This is a genomic window from Pseudarthrobacter sp. NPDC092202 (assembly GCF_044755505.1).
Classification (GTDB): domain Bacteria; phylum Actinomycetota; class Actinomycetes; order Actinomycetales; family Micrococcaceae; genus Arthrobacter.
The window spans coordinates 173,952-191,751 of record NZ_JBIVRG010000006.1; the positions used below are offsets into that span (position 1 = coordinate 173,952).

Sequence of the window (17,800 nt, forward strand, 5' to 3'; positions counted from 1 at the left end):
CCGCTCGGGGGCCGTCACTGCATGCAATCCCAAGGGCGCCACGCGCCGCTGATACTTTTGAGGACCCTGATTTCCATGATGAAGATGAAAAAGACCCTGACCGTTTCCGCTGCCGCGATCGCAGCAGCAATCGCCCTCGCCGGCTGCGCCGCCGGCACAGAAGCCGGAAGCCCGGCGACCAGCAGCATGCCCGGCATGAACCAAGGCAGCTCGGCAATGCCATCGGGTTCAGCGCCGGCAACCTCGGCCGCAGCTTCGGCTGAGTTCAATGACGCGGACACCATGTTCGCGCAGATGATGATCCCGCACCACACGCAGGCCGTGACGATGAGCGAGACCATGCTCAAAAAAGAAGGCATTCCCGCCGCCGTGACGGAGCTGGCCACCAAGATCAAGGCCGCGCAGGGACCGGAAATCGAGAAGATGACCGGCTGGCTTGAAAGCTGGGGACAGCCCACCGCGATGCCCACCACCATGCCTTCCGGGCACAGCATGTCCGGGATGATGGGCGAGGAGGACATGGCCAAGCTTGAGGCCGCGCAGGGCACCGAGGCAGCAAAGCTGTTCCTGACCCAGATGATCGCCCACCACGAAGGCGCGGTAATGATGGCCAGGACCGAAACCACCGACGGAAAGAACGCTGACGCGGTCCAGCTCAGCAAGGACATCGTCAGTGACCAGGAAGCCGAAATCCAGGAAATGAAAGACCTGCTGGCCACCCTCTAGCGAGCACACCACCCGGCACCGGCCCCGTTCCCTGCGGGGCCGGCGCCTCCCCCAAACCCATTTCCCGGACCACTCTGGAGTTCCCGTGCCCCTGCACCTTATAAACCGAGGCCGTCCCGCCGCTGGATTCACCGCGGCCGCCGCCCTCCTGCTGACCCTGTCCGCCTGTGCCTCCGGCACAACAACCGGCACCGCATCTACTACTGCCGCGGCTGGCCTTCCCAGCTCGCACGTCCACGGCCTGAGCGTGAATCCCACAACAGATCAGGTCCTGCTTGCTACCCATGACGGCTTGTTCGACCTCACCAAGTCCCCCGCCACAAAGATCGGAGACACCAACGACCTGATGGGCTTTACGACAGCAGCTGACCAGGGCGTGTTCTATGCTTCCGGACACCCTGGCCCCGGCTCGGGCCTGCCCAACCCCATGGGCCTGGTCAAATCCGTGGACGGCGGCAAAAGCTGGGAGCAGCTCTCCCGCCAAGGCGAATCGGACTTCCACGCCCTCGCGGTCACCAAATCCGGAATCGTCGCCCACGACGGAACACTGCTGACCAGCCCGGACGGAAAAACCTGGTCCCCTGCCACCGCCGAGTTCGTCCCAGCTGTCCTGGCCGGAAACCCGGAAACCGACACCGTTCTGGCCACCACCCGCGACGGGCTCCAGCGCTCCACCGACGGCGGGAAAACCTGGGAACTGAACGAGGCAGCCCCCATCATCCAATTCGTCGCGTTCGCCGGCGGCACCGAAGTCATCGGCATCGAACCCGACGGTTCAGTCCAATACTCAGCAGACACCGGCAGTACCTGGACCCAGACAGGCCGGATCGACGGGGAGGTCCAGGCGATCACCGCCGTGAAAAAGACGGGCGACAAACCAACAATCTGGGCCGCCACCACCGAAGGGATTCTCGTCTCCACGGACGGCGGTGTGGTGTTCCAGGCCCCCGACGCTGTCAGATGACCACACCCGAAGTCTGCAGCTGATGGCCACGGCAGTATAGGCGGCCCAGTGATGGAGCACCAGGAGAGGATCTGGTTCGTGGACCCTGGGACGCTGCGGGACGTTGTGGTGGACCGGGATGCAGTCGAAGCCCGGCTGGAAGAGTGCACCGACCTGGAACGCGTGTGGGTTCTATCCCTGCTGGGACGTGGTGAAGAAGCGGTCAGCGAAGCTGAACAACTGCTGGCCGCCTCCGAGGACCCGTTCCGGGCCCTGCTCGTGCTGGCCTACGCCTATCAGCGGCTGTACCGCTGGCGGGACGCGGCCCAAGTGCAGGAACGTGCCCTGCGCGCTGCACGCACGACATTCAGGGAAGCCCAGGTCCGCCATCAGATCGGGCGACGGCTTTTTGATGAAGGCCTTCACCTCGCTGCCGCAGCCGAGTTCGAGTGGGCGGCTGACCTGTTCAAAGCCGCCGGACGTCCCCGCGCAGCACTCACCTCCTACCGGGCAAAAGAACGGGCACTAAAGGTCCATAGGCAAAGCCGGCTCCCGGACTGGAAGGAGCGTTACTACCAGCAAAAGGACAGCCATACTGGCGCATAACAGCACAAGGAGGAGTGGAAAGGAGGCGCACAGGAACCCAGGCCCGGACCCCCCGCACAAACAAATTCATGCGCGGCCGGAACATTATCAGCTACTCAAACCTTTGGAAGAGAGTACACAATGACGCACGGAACCACTCACAAACTGCTCGACGCCTACCCCAAGGACCTTGGCGGCATCGACCCGCACAAGCTGGCCGAATGCATCGCGGCCTGTTTTGACTGCGCACAAGCCTGTACAGCCTGCGCTGATGCATGTCTGAGCGAGGACATGGTGGCCGAACTGACCAAATGCATCCGCACCGACCTGGACTGCGCCGACATATGCACCACAACAGGCAACATTCTCTCCCGCCATACCGGCTACGACGCCAACATCACCCGCGCCGTTCTCCAGGCCTGCGCCACCGTATGCAAAGCCTGCGGTGATGAATGCGAACAGCACTCCGGCATGCACGAGCACTGCAGGATCTGCGCCGAGGCGTGCCGGCGCTGCGAGGCCGCCTGCAATGAACTCCTCAAGTCCCTCGGCTGACTAAGAGCCTTGATCAGCCGCTGAACCATCATCGTGAAGGCCCGCCACAGCGCGGGCCTTCACCTCAGGCACCCGAAGAATGGGCGGGATGCAGGGCGCCTATGGTGACTTTGACGAGCCTGAGCACCGCCTCATGCGAAGTCATTTCAGTTGCAGCTCCAAGGGCATGCAGACAAAAGGCCGCGAGCTCGTCCGGGGCAACGTCCGTGCGGAAAGCCGCCGCGTCCGCCCCCTCTTCAATGAGCTCTGCGAGCAGGTCCTGAAGGTGTTGCTGAGCCTGCCCTGCGTGTCCTGCCTGATGCAGGCGGGCCGCGTTGGCATCATCGCGGCCCGAGCGGGACAGGAAAGCATAGGCACGTAAAACGGCCTCGAGCCGCTGCGCGGCGCCGGCAGTCTGATCTTTGATGCGGAGCAGCTCATCCAGATGCGCCTGCATCTGGCGCTCATGCCAGGCCAGCAGGATGGACTCCACGTCCGGGAAGTACTTGTAAAGGGTCGCCCGGCCGATACCCGCCTCCTGGGCGATCGCAGACATCGTGACCCCCAACGTGCCGTAACCGGCAAAAAGGCGCGCAGCGGCGTCAAGAACGGCACCACGCACAGCGTCCCTGTGGGTCTCGATCGTCTCATTCCAAAGCCTTGGCATACCCGAATGCTACAACCTGACACCCATTAGACACAATGGCGGTTCCGATACATACTGTTTTACAAAACTTATCGAAGGATCATCATGACACACCCCGCGCCCAACCCCGATTCAGGCACTGAGAGCAGAGAAACCCCACGGCACAAGACGCCGCGGTGGGTGAAGGGATTTCTGGTCGCTGCTGCCGTGCTGGTGGTCGCCATTGTGGTCATACACCTCAGCGGCGGAACGGTCATGAACCACACACCATGAAACTCATGCCCCCCGCGGTGCGCAAGGCAGCCCTGACCGTCCACATCCTCTCCTCCGTGGGCTGGCTCGGCGCCATCGCCGCGTTCCTGGTCCTGGCAATCGCCAGCCTGACGTCCGCGGACCCGCAGCTGGTCCGTGCGGCCTACACGGGAATGAACCTCATCGGCTGGATGATCATCTTCCCGCTCAGCCTGGCCTCCCTGATCTCCGGCATCGTCCAGGGCCTTGGCACCGTGTGGGGCCTGTTCCGGCACTACTGGGTCCTGATCAAACTCATCATCACCGCCCTGGCCACGGCCCTGTTGCTCGTACATCTGCAACCGGTCACCGCAATGGCCAAAATGGCCCTGGCAGCAGACCTCGGGCCCTCAGACATGAACGGAATGAGGATCCAACTCGTCGCCGACGCCGGAGCGGCGATACTGGCACTGCTCATCACAAGTATCCTGTCCGTCTACAAACCTCGCGGACTGACCCGGCACGGACAAAAAGTCCTGAACAAACAACAGGCTCAGACCCGGCCAGCCAAGGGCGCCAACGCATAGGAGCGGGGAGACCCGGCCGCCGGGCTGGGCATCCATGAGGCTCGTTTCGCAACCCGGCGCACCGCCCGGAGCGAGTCAACGGAGGCTTGACTGCCCAGCCAAATACCGAAGGCTTGCAGACACCACCCAGCGGAAAACTCTTTGCCGTGATTTTGCCTTACTCACCGGTTACTGGTCTGCACCGGGGCGATCTTCTCGAGCAGGCAAACGAGGCAGAGTGCTCAGCGGTCCATCCTGCGTGTGATGGCGCGGATGGTCTTGTCCAGTCTCGCGGACATCCGTCGGTTGTTGAAGTACAGGGCTGCAGCCCGGGAGCCCCAGTAATTCACGATGTGAAAGGGGCGGGTGCCCGCGTTTAAGAGTGAAGCGAAGGCACTGCCGGCGCCACTTGGCAGTCGACTGATGAGGTGGACTAGCGGGAGCAGTGCGCGGACGACCATGTAGCCGAAGACCATGTGGAAGAGTAGTTCCTCATTTGTCCACTTGGTGCCGTTGCTCTTGCGGCCAAGCTCGGCGGCTGTGGCGCCCGACAGCAACGCATCAAGGTCGGCTCGTGCCCGCCGGTATTCGGTCAGGATGTCTTCCTTGGTCGGTTCCATGTTCCCTCCAGTTCGCCCCTTGCTCGTTTACTTGCCGATCACGGCACCCGAACGGAAGAGTACCGCGCCTTACGAGGCGCAGCAGGACAGTTTGGAGACGTCGGTCGTGAAGGATTGCGCGGCGATTTTGATGCCTTCGGCCATGGTCAGGTACGGAGACCAAAGGTTCGCTACCTGGTCTACCGTCATGCCGGCCTCGAGGATGTACACCCCGGCGGCGGCGAGGTCTCCGGCTTCCTTGCCGACCGCTGTGATTCCAAGGATGCGCCCGGTGCTGCTTTCAGCGACGATTTTGATGAAGCCGCGGGTATCCCGGTTCACCAGTGCCCGTGGCACGTACTCTAACGACAGCACCCGGCACTCGCATCGGATGCCCGCCTCGTTGGCTTCCCTGTCGGTCATACCTACCGCGGCCAGGGCCGGGCTGGTGAACGTGACGCGAGGCAGGTGCCGGTAGTCGACCTCGCGGCCGGCATTTCGAAAGGCGTTCTCCGCCATCAAGGTCCCGTGCGCGGACGCAACGTAGACGAATTCCCGGTGCCCCGTCACGTCCCCGGCCGCCCAGATCCTGGGGTTGGAGCTGGCCAGGGTTTTCTCGACCAGGATCTGGCCGGTGTCACCGGTCTTAACCCCGACTGCATCCAGGTTCAGTCCGTCGGTCACGGCGCGGCGGCCGGTGGCCACCAGCAGCTTCTCTGCCCGGAACTCCTGCTGGGCCCCGGCCACTGTGGCCGTGACGACGACCTCGGAGCCGGCCGCGTCCGCCCGGACCGATGTTACTGCTGCGCGGCGGACTACCCGGATGCCCTCGTCGGCGAAGACACTGACCAGGGCGCGGGAGGCCTCCGGTTCCTCCTGCGAGGCAAGCCGGGAGCGGGCCAATACGGTCACTTTTGATCCGAGGCGGGCAAAAAGCTGCGCCTGTTCCAAAGCCACGTACCCGCCTCCGAAGACGATCAGAGACTCAGGGACCTCGTCTAGCTCCATGGCCGTGGTCGAGGTCAGGTAATCCACCTTGTCCAGTCCCGGCACCGGCGGTGCCCATGGGGCCGAGCCGGTTGCGACGAGATAATGGGCAGCGGTCAGGGAGTCGCGGGCGCCGTCAGGTCCTGTGATTTCCAAGGTCGGTTCTTCCGGGGTGCCGGCGAAAACGGCAGTGCCATGGCGCAGGTCCCACCCGTAATCGGCGGCCAGATCCACGTACTTATCCGAGCGCATACCTTCAACCAGTGCCCTCTTGCTTTCCATAAGCGCGCCCATGTCCACAGGGCCGGCCGAGGTGCTGATCCCGGGGAACCGTCCAGTCCCGTCCAACGCGACGTGCCGGGCTTCAGCGGCGGCCAGCAGGGCCTTTGAGGGCACGCAGCCAGTGTTCACGCACGTCCCGCCCACTGTTGACCGCTCGATCATCACGACCCGCTTGCCCAGATTCGTTGCACGGATCGCGGCAGCAAAGGCTCCGCCGCCCGAACCAATTACGGCCAAATCAAAATCCTGCGGTGCTGCACCAGCCATTGGTCCTCCAGCTACTTTTGCGTGAACACCCAAAATCGTTCTATTTGCGTGCTGTCCTCAGTCTGCACCTTCCCCTGCACGGGAAGGTCAAGTCCGGGCCGCAGCTCGTGATTGGGATCTTGTCGATCGGCCACAACCTTCCAGTAGCGTGGAAGGATAAGAGCTTTCGGGAGTGAGATTAAGGACCCAGATGCGAATAGGAGAGGCCGCTTCTGCTGTCGGCCTAACAAGCAAGACGATCAGATTCTACGAGGATCGAGGCCTGCTCCCGCCAGCTGAACGTTCCGCCAATGGTTATCGCGACTATGGCCCCGACACGATCAGCCGCCTGGAATTCATCCGCCGTTGCCAAGGCGCCGGACTGACGCTGGCGCAGATCCAAGGAATTCTCCACATCCGGGATAGCGGCACAACCCCATGCACCCGAGTACAAGACATACTCGGCAAGCAACTCATCGATCTGGACAAGACAATCGCGGAACTAACTGCGCTACGAGCCACCGTCGCGGAACATTTCAGGACGATCGAGGCAGCAGACCCCGGTAACTGCGATGCAGAACAGATCTGCAGCTACATCTGACAGCCGTCTGTATCTCCCTGCTGCACTTGTAGATGTCTCACAACCCTTGGGAAACGAGACGTCTTACGACTGTATGAATGCTTGTACTCGTAAGTGAATTCCGGGATGCTCGTCTTCTCGAAACTAAGGATGATTGTCGATGCCGAGACCGTGAATTGCGATACATAGTTGAAAGAATCGATGGGAAAAATGGATAGTCCAGCAACTTCACTCCCCGGAGTTGAATGCCATAGGCAATGCCCAGTTCGATCAGTGTTGGTGGTGGAAGCATCAAAGACAACCCCCGATACCCCTCATTGTGATGCCCCTGAAATTCCCTATCGTGATGGCCTGTGTGCAAGACCGGCAGCACGGGGCAGCCGTCCCGATACCCTCCCGGCTTTCTGATCAGGTGACGTTGAGCGCGCCTGCGATGATGTAGTCCGGCCGCTGCCGGTCCTCCCACGACCGGATGACTACGGATCGGGTCGATTCCGTGGGCGTTAAGCGTCGAACAGAATCTCAGGCGCTTCTCGCTTAACCTTCACCCACGGGTGTTGAAAGAAGTGGAGGCCGCCGGGCCTACCTTGCCAAGTATGTGCCCCGTTACAACACCACAAACACTCAGGCATCGCACTGTTCTCACCCGCCGAAGTTCACGACGGATCCTGGAAAGAAACCTGGACAACACCCGGCCACGCACTAGAACCCGTGCTCATGTTGGTTCTTCCCGTGCCGGTGGCGGATGGGCTGGTCCTGGTTTTGTCGTAAGCACACGCGACCGGGGTCTGGCTCTGAGAATCTGGAACAGGGCCAGCCCTGTTACCAGGAGCAGTCCGGCTACCCAGGTATTCACTCTGAGACCCAGTATCGTGTTGGCGTAATCCGAGCGCATCAGTTCAAACCCAAACCGTCCTGCGGTGTAGAAGACGATGTACAGGGCAAAGACGGCCCCTGCACCCAGTGAGAACTTGCGGTCCAGGATAATGAGAAGCGATGCCGCGGCCAGACACCAGAGGGATTCGTAGAGGAAAGTCGGCTGAAAGTAGCCAAGAACCTCCGGTGTGCCTTCCGGTGTAAGCAGTGCCTGGCCGGTGGCAGGGTTCATGGCGTGGATCTGGAGTTTCCAGGGAAGATTTGTCGGGCCTCCGTAGAGTTCATTATTGAACCAGTTGCCCCAGCGGCCCACGCCTTGGGCGAAGAGCAGCCCGGGTGCCGCTGCATCGACGAACGCCGTGAAGGGAATCCCGGCCCTGCGCGCGCCCACTGCTGCGCCGACCAGGCCCAGAGCCACGGCGCCCCAGATACCCAGTCCGCCCTCCCAGATCCGCAGTGCCCCCCAGGGGTCCTTGCCGGGGCCGAAGTAGAGCTGGTTGTCTGTGATCACGTGGTAAAGCCTTCCCCCAATTATCCCGAAGGGTACTGCCCACATGACTATGTCCAAGGTCTGGGCTGTTGTGCCGCCGCGTTCTCGGAGCCGCCTGGCTGTCAGCCATGTACCGGCGACGATACCGGCGAGGATGCACAGGGCATAAAACCGGATCGTCAGGGGCCCAAGGTCGAAGGCGCTGATCGTCGGCGATGGGATGAAGAGGTCCGGTACTGCTGAAGCTCGCATGGCACCTGTCACTTGAGGTAGGAGATGAAGAGCCATCAGGCCCCTTGGGCTGCGTGGATGAGTTTTATGAGCCGAGGGGCTCGTACGATGTTCGGCTGCGTCCGAACATGACGACATCGACACCGGCCATCACAGGACGAAGCAACCTTCTTCCACGTCCTCGAAGGAAACGTCAGGCCGGTTCTGCTGGGCCTGATTCAGGTGTGGCTCTGGTTGCCGTGCCCCAGGACCAGACAGGTCCTGGAAAGGCAAAGCGTGTTGAAGGCTATCGCCCTGCTGATCGGATGGGTTTCATTTATTCGCGGCATCGCTGAGGAACTGGCGGAATTGTTCCTCGCTGTTGAGGACGAGTTTTTCGCCGTTGAGGAAGAACGTGGGAGTGCCGGTGACGCCGAGGGCTTTGCCGTCGTTGATGTCCTTGCGGATCCGTTCCTTGGTTTCTTCGGCGGCCATGGCTGCGTCGTACTTCTCCATGTCCAGGCCAAGTTCTTCGGCGAAGGTCCGGAACAGGGCGTTCTGGAAGTCCTGCTTTTCGCCCCACTGGGGCTGGGTTTCGAACATCTTGGCGGCCATCTGTTCGTATTTGCCCTGCTGCGCTGCCGCTTCCACGGCAAGGGCGGCCTGGCCGGAGTTCTTGTGTGAGGGCAGCGGGAAGTAGCGGTTTACGAAGGTGATCCGGTCCCCGTATTCAGCTTTGAGGGCCTCCACCAGCGGGGCGGCGGCGCGGCAGGCCTCACACTCAAAGTCCAGGAACTCCACGAGCTGGGCCTTCTCCGTCGCGGGGGTCGTGAGCCGGTGGCTGTCCTCCCTGACGAGCTGGGCGTCCACGACAGGTTGCACGGCGGCCGGTTCGGGCTTGGTCGCGGTGAACACCGCGTACCAGATCAGGCCGGCGCCGACAATGACAGCCAGCAGGATCCATACGACTCGGCGGATCCGGCCTGCCCCGTCCCGCGGTACGGCCTGCGTTGTGGTGGGCGGGGATGTTTTTGTGCGTGTCATGCTCCATGCTTTCGGGTCGTGGTTGCTTCCCATGGCGTTGCTGTACTGAACTTGCTGGCGCATCAGGGCGGAAAGCCAGCTCAGTCGGGGGTGTCAGGAACGGGTCGTGGTGTCCGACCAGCCGGCCGCACACCATAAAGATGGTCCAGGTGCTGTGGTCAGAGCCCCGAGTATGAGTGCAGTCCGTTGAAGAACTGGTTCACGATGGTGAAGTTGAAGACCACGCAGAGGTAGCCGACGATGGAGAGCCAGGCGGCGCGGGTGCCGGTCCAGCCGCGGGTTGCTCGGGCGTGGAGGTAGCCTGCGTAGACAACCCAGATTACGAAGGTCCAGACTTCTTTGGTGTCCCAGCCCCAGAACCGTCCCCAGGCTTTTTCGGCCCAGATCGCGCCGAAGATCAGTGTGAAGGTCCAGCCGAGGAACCCGATGGCGTTAAATCGGTAGGAGAGGTTTTCCAGGCTCAGCGCCGATGGGATCAGACGCATGAAGGCAGGCTTGTCCGGCCCGCCGGAAGCCAGCGCTTTTTCGCGGCGCGCCTGGACGAGCTGCAGGGCTGACATCGCGAACGTGAGCGTGAAGAGCGCCGAGGAGAGCACGGCGATGGAGACGTGGATGATCAGCCAGTAGCTCTGCAGTGCGGGAACCAGGTGCCCAACGGGGGTCCAGTACGCCACGGAGGCCGCGACGAGCATGATGATGACCAGGCCGGTGACGAACGTGCCGAGGAAGCGCAGGTCGCGGCGGAGCAGGGCCAGCAGGAACACGGCGATGACAGCGAAGGCGCCGGTGGTGAGGAATTCGTACATGTTGCCCCACGGCACGCGTCCCGCACCGAAGGCCCGGGTGATCACACCCGCGCCGTGGATCACCACGCCCAGGACGGTCAGGGCCACGGCAACACGGGCAGGAACGCGTTGTTTGACCGCGTAGCGCATGTCGCCGTCAGCAGTGCCGCCCACTGCAACATTCGACGACGAGGGGCGGACGGCTGCATCAGCCGGCCGGCCGTCATCGGCCGCTGTTGGGTTCGGCGACACACCCGCGGCTCCGATGGCTACGGGGAATTTCGCCGTGGCGGTTTCTGCGGCCTTCCTGTCCACGGACTGGAGGGTTTTGCTGCTTTTGGCCAGGTCCCAGGCGAAGGCGATGAACGCCACGGTGTAGGTTCCGGCGGCCAGCAGCATGAACAGTTCGCTGTACTGGCCCAGGGTTTGGTTGATGACAGGCATTAGCGGTCCTTCGCGGGTTGGGCGGTGTTGGGGGCGCCGGCGGTGGCCGGGAGCTGCCATTGCTTGGTGAAGAGTTCGCGCAGGGCTTCTGTTTCCCCGGCCAGGCGGTGGTCTTCGCCGCGGGCCAGCAGGCCGTACTCCACCATGGTCCGTCCATCCGGGTGGGTGCCGGTCCGCACCCAGACACGGCGGCGGCTGATGTAGAGCGAAGCTACGAGACCGGCGACGGCCAGGAGGGAGAACACCAGGACACCGCCCTGTCCGGGCGTGGCCCTGATATCGACGCCGATGTAGCGTTTGAGCCCGTCAAAGCTGATGCTGCCCTTACCCTCAGGCAGGGTGTACGTCGCACCGGGGCCAAGGGTAATCCCGCCGGCGGGCAGGTCCCGGCCGTTGAGCTGGGTCAGGTTCTTCACGTCGAGCACGTACACGTTCTGCGGCTGGCCGCTATCGAGGCCAAGGTCCCCGTAGTAGGAGTTCAGGTTCAGCTGCGGGTTCAGCGGGTCGGGATCGAAGCTGTAGGACACGCCCTGGTCGTTTTCGATGGCCGAGGGGAGGAAGAAGCCGACAAACCCGAGCTGGTCAGGGCCCGCGTCCGGGACTTTGATCGTCATTGATGAGGTGAAGACACCGTCGCTGGGAACGGATACCACGGGGCCGCTGAACGCCGTCTGGCCGTTGCCGTCCTTGACGGTCACGATGGGTGCGTAACCGTTTCCGACCAGAAAGATTCCGGTTTCTCCGAAGTACACCGGTTCGTTAACTTTCAGGATCTGCTGCCGGCCCGCGGCGCCCGGTTCCTCTTTGGTGGTGAGGGCGGCGGTGAAGTCGATGGGTTGACCGAACTGTCTGGTGGATTCCCTGTCAAAGCGCACATCAAACTGGTCCAAGGTGACAGCGAAGGGGTCCAGCGTTGCCGGGTCAAAATTGGTTCCGGGCGTGAAGGCGTCATAGCCAACAAGGGTGTTGACGAACGTCTCGCCCTCGATCAGGATCTTTTGTCCCCGGTAGCCGAACAGCCCGCCGATGCCCACACAGACAAGAACACCGATCAAAGAGACGTGGAAGACCAGGTTCCCGGCCTCCTTCAGGAACCCCCGTTCGGCCCCGACCGAGGGCATGGCCTCGTCGGTGTCCCTCACATCAACCCGGTAACCGCGCTTCCTCAGGACCGCGGCGGCATCGGTGACGGCCTGCCTGGCGGAGACGCCTGCCGCGGCGGGGAGCGCCATGGTTTCATATTCCGGCAGCCTGGACAGCCGGCGCGGCGTGCGCGGCGGTCGGGAGCGCATGGCCTTGTAGTGCGCCCTTGCCCTGGGAACGACACAGCCGATCAGGGAGATGAACAGCAGAAGGTAGATCGCGGAGAACCACGCCGAAGCGTACACATCGAACATCTGCAGACTGTCCAGGAACTTACCGGTGTCCGGATTGTCCTTTAGGTACCGTGTGACGGCGGCAGCGTTGACCGGCCGCTGCGGGAACAGCGAACCGGGGACGGCGGCTACGGCCAGCAACAGCAACAACAACAGGGCAGTGCGCATGCTGGTCAATTGACGCCACACCCAGCGCAGCATGCCTTTGATGCCCAGGGCGGGTTCGGCCACGGGCGTGGAGGTTTTGGGCTGGCCGGGTTTGGTTTGGGCGGTCATAGTGCTGCTTTCTGCCGCTGTGGGCTGTTCCGCTTTTTGATCGTTCTTCCCTGGCCTTCCCGCCGAATTCGTGCCGCTCCCCTGGTCATCTGCGCCTTCGCCCCTTTCCAGGCCCTGGGCTCCGGGCTGCGGGCCGGCTGGCTGTTGCCCGCAGTCCCGGGCGCCGGGCAGGCAGAAGCTGCCGGGGCAGCGTCAGAGCCAGAGGTTGATGAGGCGTTGCAGGGATCCTGATCCGATGAGGATGGTCAGGCCCAGCCCGATGAAGACGGCCGGGACGAGCCAGTGTTCAATTTTTTCCAGGGTTTCGACGACTTTGTGGTGGGTGCCGATGAGCTTGCCCAAGGCGCACCACACAGCGACCAGGGCCAGGAAGACGATGACGGTGATGGTGGTGTCGGCCGGTGCCATAGTGCGGAACACGGGGGTGTAGATCGCGATGTTGTCCGCGCCGTTGGCGATGGTGATGCCCGCGATGCCAAGCAGGCCAAGACTTCCCGTGAGTTTGTTCTCATCATCATCATCGCCCTCGCGTTTCAGGCCGCGGATCAGGCCCAGGATGCCCAGGATCAGCGGGAAAATTCCGAGCAGCCCGACCCATTCGTCCGGGACGATGGTCAGACCCAGGGCAGCCAGGAGACTCAGCCCGACGAGGGTGATGAAACCGGCGTACTGCCCTCCGACAATGTGCCAGGCCCGTGGCTGGCCCCTGCTGGAGGCCAGGAAAAGCGCCGTCAGCACCACGATGTCATCGATGTTCGTCGCGGCGAACATCGCAGCCGCTGCCAGGATGGTGGCAAGCATGAGGAGTCCTTTCCGGGTATCAGTGGGGCGTTAGGGCGCTCTGGGGTGCTGCCTACGCCTTTTGCTGTTCCCTGGACCCGAGCAGGGTGCCCAGGACGTACAGGCCTACGCCGACGGTGACGAAGACGTCGGCGAGGTTGAAGGTCGGGAACCAGCCGCTGTGCAGGTAGTCCACGACACCCTCCCCGTCCAGCCGGTCCATGAGGTTCCCGGCGCCGCCGCCGAGCACCATCGCCGCACCGGCCCGGCAGATGGCCGGCATGGCCGGGGCGGTGGAGACGGCGTACCAGGTCATGCCCAGCACGATCGCGGCGGTCGCGGCGATGACCAGCCACGGGGCCAGGTCCGCGCCGAGGCTGAACGCGACCCCGGTGTTGTAGAGCAGCTTCAGGTTCAGCAGGCCCAGATCGACCGTGGCACCGTTGGCGAGCAGGGCTTCGGCCAGGGCCTTGATCCCCAGGTCGGCCGCCGCCAGCACGGCTGCCGCGACGAGCAGGGCGATCTTGATCCGCCGTGCCTTCTCAGCGACCGGTGGCGTTCCGGCAGGGTTGGCCGGGGGCTCGGCGCTCACGCCGCCGGTTCCAAAGCAGGCGCCGGCTTGGCAGCGGGGAGTGCGTTTTTGCGGCTGATCCGGCCGGCGCGGACGCCGTTGGCGATCACCACGATTTCGGCCAGTTCGTGGATCAGGACGACCGCGGCCAGTCCCAGCAGCCCGAACAGGGCCAGCGGGATCAGGATCGCGATCAGCAGCAGGGACAGGCCCACGTTCTGAAGCATGATGGACCGGGTCCTGCGGGCGTGGTCCAAGACCTGGGGCAGGTGGTTCAGGTCCTCGCCCATCAGGGCGATGTCAGCGGTTTCAATGGCGACGTCCGTGCCCATGGCACCCATCGCTATTCCGGTGTCAGCGGTGGCCAGGGCCGGGGCGTCGTTGACGCCGTCACCGACCATGGCGGTGGGCTGGCGGGACTTCAGGGCCCGGATGATCTCTGCCTTGTCTTCCGGGCGGAGATCGGCGTGGACTTCGGTGATCCCGGCTGCCTTACCCAGGGCCGCGGCGGTGATCGCGTTATCCCCGGTGAGCATGGCCGTGGTGTACCCGGAAGCGCTCAGCCGGGCGATGACCTGCGGGGCTTCGGGGCGCAGTTCGTCACGGACCGCTACGGCACCAATGACTTCACCGGCGGATTCGATCAGGACGGCGGTGGCGCCTGCCGTTTGCATCCGCTCGACATCCGCGGCCAGGGCGCCGGGGTTGATCCAGCCGGGGCGGCCCAGCCGGACGGTTTTGCCCTCAAAGGTGCCTTGCAGGCCGGCGCCGGGAACGGTGTCCACGTCGGTCACATCGGCCCTGGCGGGTGATGCGGCGAGGATGGCGCGGGCCAGGGGGTGTTCGCTGCGGGCCTCCAGCCCGGCCGCGAGGGCCAGAACCTCCTCCCGGGTAGCGGTCCCTGCGGCGGCGACATCGATCACTTCGGGCTTGTTCCGGGTCAGGGTGCCGGTCTTGTCCAGGGCGATGGTGCGGATCTTGCCGAGGGTTTCCAGGGCGGCTCCGCCCTTGATGAGCACACCGATGCGGCTGGCGGCGCCGACGGAGGCGACGACGGTGACCGGGACGGAGATCGCCAGAGCGCACGGCGATGCGGCAACGAGGACGACCAGGGCGCGTTCGAACCACAGCAGCGGCTCTCCCACGATGAAGCCGAAGGCGATGATCAGGGCCGCGGCGATGAGGATGCCGGGGACGAGTTTCTTGGCGATGTTGTCGGCCAGGCGCTGCCCGGGGCCCTTGCGGGACTGTTCGGCCTCGACGATGTGCACGATGCGGGCCAGGGAGTTGTTTTCCGCGGTGCTGGTGACTTCGACTTCCAGCGGCCCGGTGCCGTTGATCGCCCCGGCGTAGACATCGCTGCCGGGACCGGCCTCCACGGGGACGGATTCGCCGGTCAGCGCTGAGGTGTCCAGGGAGGTGCGGCCGGTGATGATCCGGCCGTCGGTGGCCAGCCGTTCGCCCGGGCGAACGATCATCCGGTCCCCGGGAACGAGCTCGGCAGGGTCAACGACGATTTCTGCTCCACCGCGCAGGACTGTCGCTTCGGCCGGGACCAGGTCCAGCAGGGCCCGCAGGCCACGCCGGGTCTTGGCCAGCGAGTATTCCTCCAGGCCTTCAGAAATCGAGTAGAGGAAGGCGAGCATCGCCGCTTCCTCGTACTCTCCCAGCGCGACGGCCCCGGCGGCGGCGATGGTCATCAGGGTCCCGACGCCGATCTTGCCTTTGGCCAGGCGGCGCAGGGTGGAGGGAACAAAAGTCCATGCCGCGACCAGCAGCGCCCCGATTTCCAGGACCAGGCGCAGCCACTCCGGGCCCCCGCTCAGGGACAGGATCCAGGCGGTCAGGAGCATCACACCCGCGATGGCGGCGGCCCTGATTTCGTTGATCTGCCAGAACCCGACCGCTTCCTCGGCCTCTTCCGCCGCGGTTTCGGGCTTGTCGTCGCTGCAGCCGCAGGCGTCACTCATTGCGCAATCTCCTTCGTTGGTTCCACGTTTGTCAGTTCCGGGCCGCTTCCGGCGCCGTAGTTCGGGCACAGGCTGACCGCGTTGCCGGTTGCGGCGAGCAGGACTTCGGCCTGGGCAAGCATGTCCATCAGTTCCGGGCGTGAGAGTGAGTAGTAGACGCTGCGGCCCTGCGCACGGCCTTCCACCAGGCCGCAATCGCGCAGGCATGCCACATGCGCGGATACCGTGGACTGGGCCAGGCCCAGCTCCGCGGCCAGGTCACCCACCCTGATTTCCCCCTCGGCCATCCGCTTCACAATGCCCAGCCGGGTGGCGTCACTCAAGGAATGAAACAGAGCGGCAGCAGGAGCCAGTTCCCGCCACCCTTCATTCAAAACCGTCCCATGATGAATCGTCATAGGACGATGATAACGCATAACTTTGATGTTATCGGTCCCTTACAGTAACGTTCAATGGGACAAGTACGTACCTCCAGCTCTAGGTTGTGCGGCCCGGGCATGCCGCCGTGGCGCGGCCACGAACTTGGCATGAATCGAGGAGTCAGCGTTGAGCATTGGCGGGTATTTCGCCGAGATGGTGCAGTCCGGGGCGCTGCTGGTTGCTATGCCGCTGGCGGCTACGGCAGGGATTGTCTCCTTCATTTCCCCGTGCATCCTGCCGTTGGTACCCGGGTACCTGGGCTTCGTCTCGGGATTGACAGATCCCACCCGGCCGGACAACCGTCGCAGGGTCATCACGGGTGTTGGGCTGTTCATCCTTGGATTCGCCGCTGTTTTTACCCTCTACGGGGCCGCGTTCGGCGTGATTGGAGGGTGGCTGCTGCAGTGGCAGGACATCCTGATCCGGGTCTTGGGCGTCTTCGTGGTGTTCATGGGCCTGGTGCTGGTCGGTGGTTTCTCCTTCCTGCAGACCACCCGGAAGCTGTCCTTCAGGCCCAGGGCAGGCGCCGCCGGCGCCCCGGTGCTGGGGATCGTGTTCGGCCTCGGGTGGACCCCCTGCATGGGCCCTACCCTCAGCGCGGTCCTGGCGCTGAGCACCACCACCGGGGATCCCTGGCGCGGGGCGCTGCTGGGATTCCTGTACTGCCTGGGGCTCGGAATCCCCTTCATGCTGGTCGCGATGGGCCTGAACTGGGTGACAAAAACCCTGGGATTCATCCGCCGGCACATCCGCACGTTCAACATCATCGGCGGTTCCCTGCTGGTCCTTGTCGGGATCCTGATGGTCTCAGGGATCTGGATGCTCTGGATCTACCAGCTGCAAAACCTCGCCGCCACAATCACCACTCCCGTCTGACGGAAGAACCAATCATGAACACACACCAACCCGCACCTGTACCTCCCCTCCCGGGGCGGCGGAACCTGCTGCTGGGAGCAGCATCCGCGGCGCTGCTCCTGGCAGGCTGCGCCGCCCCCGACACCCTGGCAGACCAGGCCAAAGCCGGGGACAACAAAAACTACATCGCCGGGGACGGATCCGTTTCCGAATACTCCCCCGACACACGCAGCGCCCCCGTGACGATGACTGGCGCGCTCTATGACGGCACCACGGTGGATTCCGCGGACTGGCAAGGCAACGTCACCGTCCTGAACGTCTGGTACGCCGCCTGCGCGCCCTGCCGTAAGGAAGCCCCCGGCCTGGAAGCCCTGCATCAGGAATTCAAGAACGACGGCGTGCGGTTCTACGGCATCAACGTCCGCGACACCGCCGCCACCGCGGCCGCCTTCGAACGCACGTTCGGCACCACCTACCCCAGCTTCAACGACTCCGACGGCGGCATCCTGCTCGCCCTGGCCGATCACGTGCCCCCGCGGGCCGTACCAACCACCCTCGTTTTGGATAAGCACGGCAAAGTCTCCGCCCGGGTCCTGGGTCTGGCGGAGAAAAGCACCCTCAAAGCCCTGATCGGCGCCGCGCTCAGCGAGGCCTGAAACGTGCCGGGAACGTGCACGGCAGGCACGGACCTCATGCCCTGCTCTGGGCGGCGGGTACTTCCCCTGGCTTCAGGCTCAACGACATCCGGCGGCTGGGGCAGCCGGACCGCACAATCCGC

General features: G+C 63.8%; 20 protein-coding genes. 9 read left to right on the plus strand and 11 right to left on the minus strand.

The features are described from left to right. Positions 1–84: 84 nt before the first annotated feature. The 4 genes from ACIQF4_RS11975 to ACIQF4_RS11990 all read left to right on the plus strand — a co-directional run bounded on the left by ACIQF4_RS11975 (position 85) and on the right by ACIQF4_RS11990 (position 2,809). Complete coding sequence (locus tag ACIQF4_RS11975) at positions 85–726, plus strand: DUF305 domain-containing protein (RefSeq protein WP_400517145.1); 642 nt, start codon at positions 85–87, stop codon at positions 724–726. Between the two features lie 85 nt (positions 727–811). Next, on the plus strand, positions 812–1,690 hold the full coding sequence (locus ACIQF4_RS11980) for a F510_1955 family glycosylhydrolase (RefSeq protein WP_191079119.1): 879 nt from the start codon (positions 812–814) through the stop codon (positions 1,688–1,690). 51 nt (positions 1,691–1,741) lie between these two features. Continuing rightward, positions 1,742–2,275 (plus strand): hypothetical protein, encoded by a 534-nt coding sequence (locus ACIQF4_RS11985; RefSeq protein ID WP_223883969.1) that lies wholly within the window; start codon positions 1,742–1,744, stop codon positions 2,273–2,275. A gap of 120 nt (positions 2,276–2,395) precedes the next feature. Then, positions 2,396–2,809 (plus strand): four-helix bundle copper-binding protein, encoded by a 414-nt coding sequence (locus ACIQF4_RS11990; protein ID WP_191079121.1) that lies wholly within the window; start codon positions 2,396–2,398, stop codon positions 2,807–2,809. Between the two features lie 64 nt (positions 2,810–2,873). Here ACIQF4_RS11990 and ACIQF4_RS11995 read toward each other — a convergent pair whose 3' ends face one another. After that, complete coding sequence (locus tag ACIQF4_RS11995) at positions 2,874–3,455, minus strand: TetR/AcrR family transcriptional regulator (RefSeq protein WP_191079122.1); 582 nt, start codon at positions 3,453–3,455, stop codon at positions 2,874–2,876. 84 nt (positions 3,456–3,539) lie between these two features. Between ACIQF4_RS11995 and ACIQF4_RS12000 the strand changes: the two genes are divergently transcribed. Next, positions 3,540–3,707, plus strand: coding sequence for a hypothetical protein (locus ACIQF4_RS12000; RefSeq protein ID WP_191079123.1), 168 nt, complete (start codon positions 3,540–3,542; stop codon positions 3,705–3,707). Continuing rightward, on the plus strand, positions 3,704–4,252 hold the full coding sequence (locus ACIQF4_RS12005) for a DUF2269 domain-containing protein (protein WP_400517107.1): 549 nt from the start codon (positions 3,704–3,706) through the stop codon (positions 4,250–4,252). Before ACIQF4_RS12000 ends, ACIQF4_RS12005 begins: the two co-directional genes overlap by 4 nt. Positions 4,253–4,473: 221 nt before the next feature. On the opposite strand, the gene ACIQF4_RS12010 is transcribed toward ACIQF4_RS12005, so the two are convergent. Together ACIQF4_RS12010 and merA are read right to left on the minus strand one after the other, a co-directional pair. Further along, positions 4,474–4,851, minus strand: coding sequence for a DinB family protein (locus ACIQF4_RS12010; RefSeq protein ID WP_191079124.1), 378 nt, complete (start codon positions 4,849–4,851; stop codon positions 4,474–4,476). 69 nt (positions 4,852–4,920) lie between these two features. After that, on the minus strand, positions 4,921–6,366 hold the full coding sequence (gene merA / locus ACIQF4_RS12015; protein WP_191079125.1) for a mercury(II) reductase: 1,446 nt from the start codon (positions 6,364–6,366) through the stop codon (positions 4,921–4,923). A 190-nt stretch (positions 6,367–6,556) separates the two neighbouring features. Here merA and ACIQF4_RS12020 point away from each other — a divergent pair, with 190 nt between their 5' ends. Next, on the plus strand, positions 6,557–6,946 hold the full coding sequence (locus ACIQF4_RS12020) for a heavy metal-responsive transcriptional regulator (protein WP_191079126.1): 390 nt from the start codon (positions 6,557–6,559) through the stop codon (positions 6,944–6,946). A gap of 694 nt (positions 6,947–7,640) precedes the next feature. Here ACIQF4_RS12020 and lgt read toward each other — a convergent pair. The 8 genes from lgt to ACIQF4_RS12060 form a co-directional block, all read right to left on the minus strand. Further along, a complete protein-coding gene (gene lgt / locus ACIQF4_RS12025; RefSeq protein WP_191079127.1) occupies positions 7,641–8,543 on the minus strand; it encodes a prolipoprotein diacylglyceryl transferase in 903 nt (300 codons plus the stop codon). 291 nt (positions 8,544–8,834) lie between these two features. Further along, entirely contained in the window at positions 8,835–9,545 is a 711-nt protein-coding gene (locus ACIQF4_RS12030) for a DsbA family protein (protein WP_377087099.1), read from the minus strand. Positions 9,546–9,703: 158 nt separating this feature from the next. Then, positions 9,704–10,774, minus strand: a complete 1,071-nt coding sequence (gene ccsB / locus ACIQF4_RS12035) for a c-type cytochrome biogenesis protein CcsB (protein WP_377087101.1) — start codon at positions 10,772–10,774, stop codon at positions 9,704–9,706. Beyond that, positions 10,774–12,426, minus strand: coding sequence for a cytochrome c biogenesis protein ResB (locus ACIQF4_RS12040; protein WP_377087103.1), 1,653 nt, complete (start codon positions 12,424–12,426; stop codon positions 10,774–10,776). Before ACIQF4_RS12040 ends, ccsB begins: the two co-directional genes overlap by 1 nt. Before the next feature lie 192 nt (positions 12,427–12,618). Continuing rightward, the gene (locus ACIQF4_RS12045) at positions 12,619–13,227 is read right to left on the minus strand and encodes a cadmium resistance transporter (protein ID WP_191079129.1); all 609 of its coding nucleotides are present in this window, start codon (positions 13,225–13,227) and stop codon (positions 12,619–12,621) included. A 52-nt stretch (positions 13,228–13,279) separates the two neighbouring features. Beyond that, positions 13,280–13,798 carry a signal peptidase II gene (gene lspA, locus ACIQF4_RS12050; RefSeq protein WP_191079130.1) on the minus strand — a complete coding sequence of 173 codons (519 nt, stop codon included), beginning with the start codon at positions 13,796–13,798 and terminating at the stop codon, positions 13,280–13,282. Beyond that, positions 13,795–15,747 carry a cation-translocating P-type ATPase gene (locus ACIQF4_RS12055; RefSeq protein ID WP_191079131.1) on the minus strand — a complete coding sequence of 651 codons (1,953 nt, stop codon included), beginning with the start codon at positions 15,745–15,747 and terminating at the stop codon, positions 13,795–13,797. The genes lspA and ACIQF4_RS12055 overlap by 4 nt, the downstream gene beginning before the upstream one ends. Then, positions 15,744–16,145, minus strand: coding sequence for a helix-turn-helix transcriptional regulator (locus ACIQF4_RS12060; RefSeq protein ID WP_191079132.1), 402 nt, complete (start codon positions 16,143–16,145; stop codon positions 15,744–15,746). Before ACIQF4_RS12060 ends, ACIQF4_RS12055 begins: the two co-directional genes overlap by 4 nt. Positions 16,146–16,293: 148 nt before the next feature. Between ACIQF4_RS12060 and ACIQF4_RS12065 the strand changes: the two genes are divergently transcribed. Next, a complete protein-coding gene (locus ACIQF4_RS12065) occupies positions 16,294–17,043 on the plus strand; it encodes a cytochrome c biogenesis CcdA family protein (RefSeq protein ID WP_191079133.1) in 750 nt (249 codons plus the stop codon). Between the two features lie 14 nt (positions 17,044–17,057). Next, on the plus strand, positions 17,058–17,678 hold the full coding sequence (locus ACIQF4_RS12070; RefSeq protein WP_377087109.1) for a TlpA family protein disulfide reductase: 621 nt from the start codon (positions 17,058–17,060) through the stop codon (positions 17,676–17,678). The last annotated feature ends 122 nt before the right edge of the window (positions 17,679–17,800 follow it).

What these genes read in the sequence shown, in the direction of transcription:
- ACIQF4_RS11975 (WP_400517145.1), top strand. Translation starts at nt 85, where the DNA reads ATGAAAAAGACCCTGACCGTTTCCGCTGCCGCGATCGCAGCAGCAATC.
- ACIQF4_RS11985 (WP_223883969.1), top strand. Translation starts at nt 1,742, where the DNA reads ATGGAGCACCAGGAGAGGATCTGGTTCGTGGACCCTGGGACGCTGCGG.
- ACIQF4_RS11990 (WP_191079121.1), top strand. Translation starts at nt 2,396, where the DNA reads ATGACGCACGGAACCACTCACAAACTGCTCGACGCCTACCCCAAGGAC.
- ACIQF4_RS11995 (WP_191079122.1), bottom strand. Translation starts at nt 3,455, where the DNA reads ATGCCAAGGCTTTGGAATGAGACGATCGAGACCCACAGGGACGCTGTG.
- ACIQF4_RS12000 (WP_191079123.1), top strand. Translation starts at nt 3,540, where the DNA reads ATGACACACCCCGCGCCCAACCCCGATTCAGGCACTGAGAGCAGAGAA.
- ACIQF4_RS12005 (WP_400517107.1), top strand. Translation starts at nt 3,704, where the DNA reads ATGAAACTCATGCCCCCCGCGGTGCGCAAGGCAGCCCTGACCGTCCAC.
- ACIQF4_RS12010 (WP_191079124.1), bottom strand. Translation starts at nt 4,851, where the DNA reads ATGGAACCGACCAAGGAAGACATCCTGACCGAATACCGGCGGGCACGA.
- merA (WP_191079125.1), bottom strand. Translation starts at nt 6,366, where the DNA reads ATGGCTGGTGCAGCACCGCAGGATTTTGATTTGGCCGTAATTGGTTCG.
- ACIQF4_RS12020 (WP_191079126.1), top strand. Translation starts at nt 6,557, where the DNA reads ATGCGAATAGGAGAGGCCGCTTCTGCTGTCGGCCTAACAAGCAAGACG.
- lgt (WP_191079127.1), bottom strand. Translation starts at nt 8,543, where the DNA reads ATGCGAGCTTCAGCAGTACCGGACCTCTTCATCCCATCGCCGACGATC.
- ACIQF4_RS12030 (WP_377087099.1), bottom strand. Translation starts at nt 9,545, where the DNA reads ATGACACGCACAAAAACATCCCCGCCCACCACAACGCAGGCCGTACCG.
- ccsB (WP_377087101.1), bottom strand. Translation starts at nt 10,774, where the DNA reads ATGCCTGTCATCAACCAAACCCTGGGCCAGTACAGCGAACTGTTCATG.
- ACIQF4_RS12040 (WP_377087103.1), bottom strand. Translation starts at nt 12,426, where the DNA reads ATGACCGCCCAAACCAAACCCGGCCAGCCCAAAACCTCCACGCCCGTG.
- ACIQF4_RS12045 (WP_191079129.1), bottom strand. Translation starts at nt 13,227, where the DNA reads ATGCTTGCCACCATCCTGGCAGCGGCTGCGATGTTCGCCGCGACGAAC.
- ACIQF4_RS12055 (WP_191079131.1), bottom strand. Translation starts at nt 15,747, where the DNA reads ATGAGTGACGCCTGCGGCTGCAGCGACGACAAGCCCGAAACCGCGGCG.
- ACIQF4_RS12060 (WP_191079132.1), bottom strand. Translation starts at nt 16,145, where the DNA reads ATGACGATTCATCATGGGACGGTTTTGAATGAAGGGTGGCGGGAACTG.
- ACIQF4_RS12070 (WP_377087109.1), top strand. Translation starts at nt 17,058, where the DNA reads ATGAACACACACCAACCCGCACCTGTACCTCCCCTCCCGGGGCGGCGG.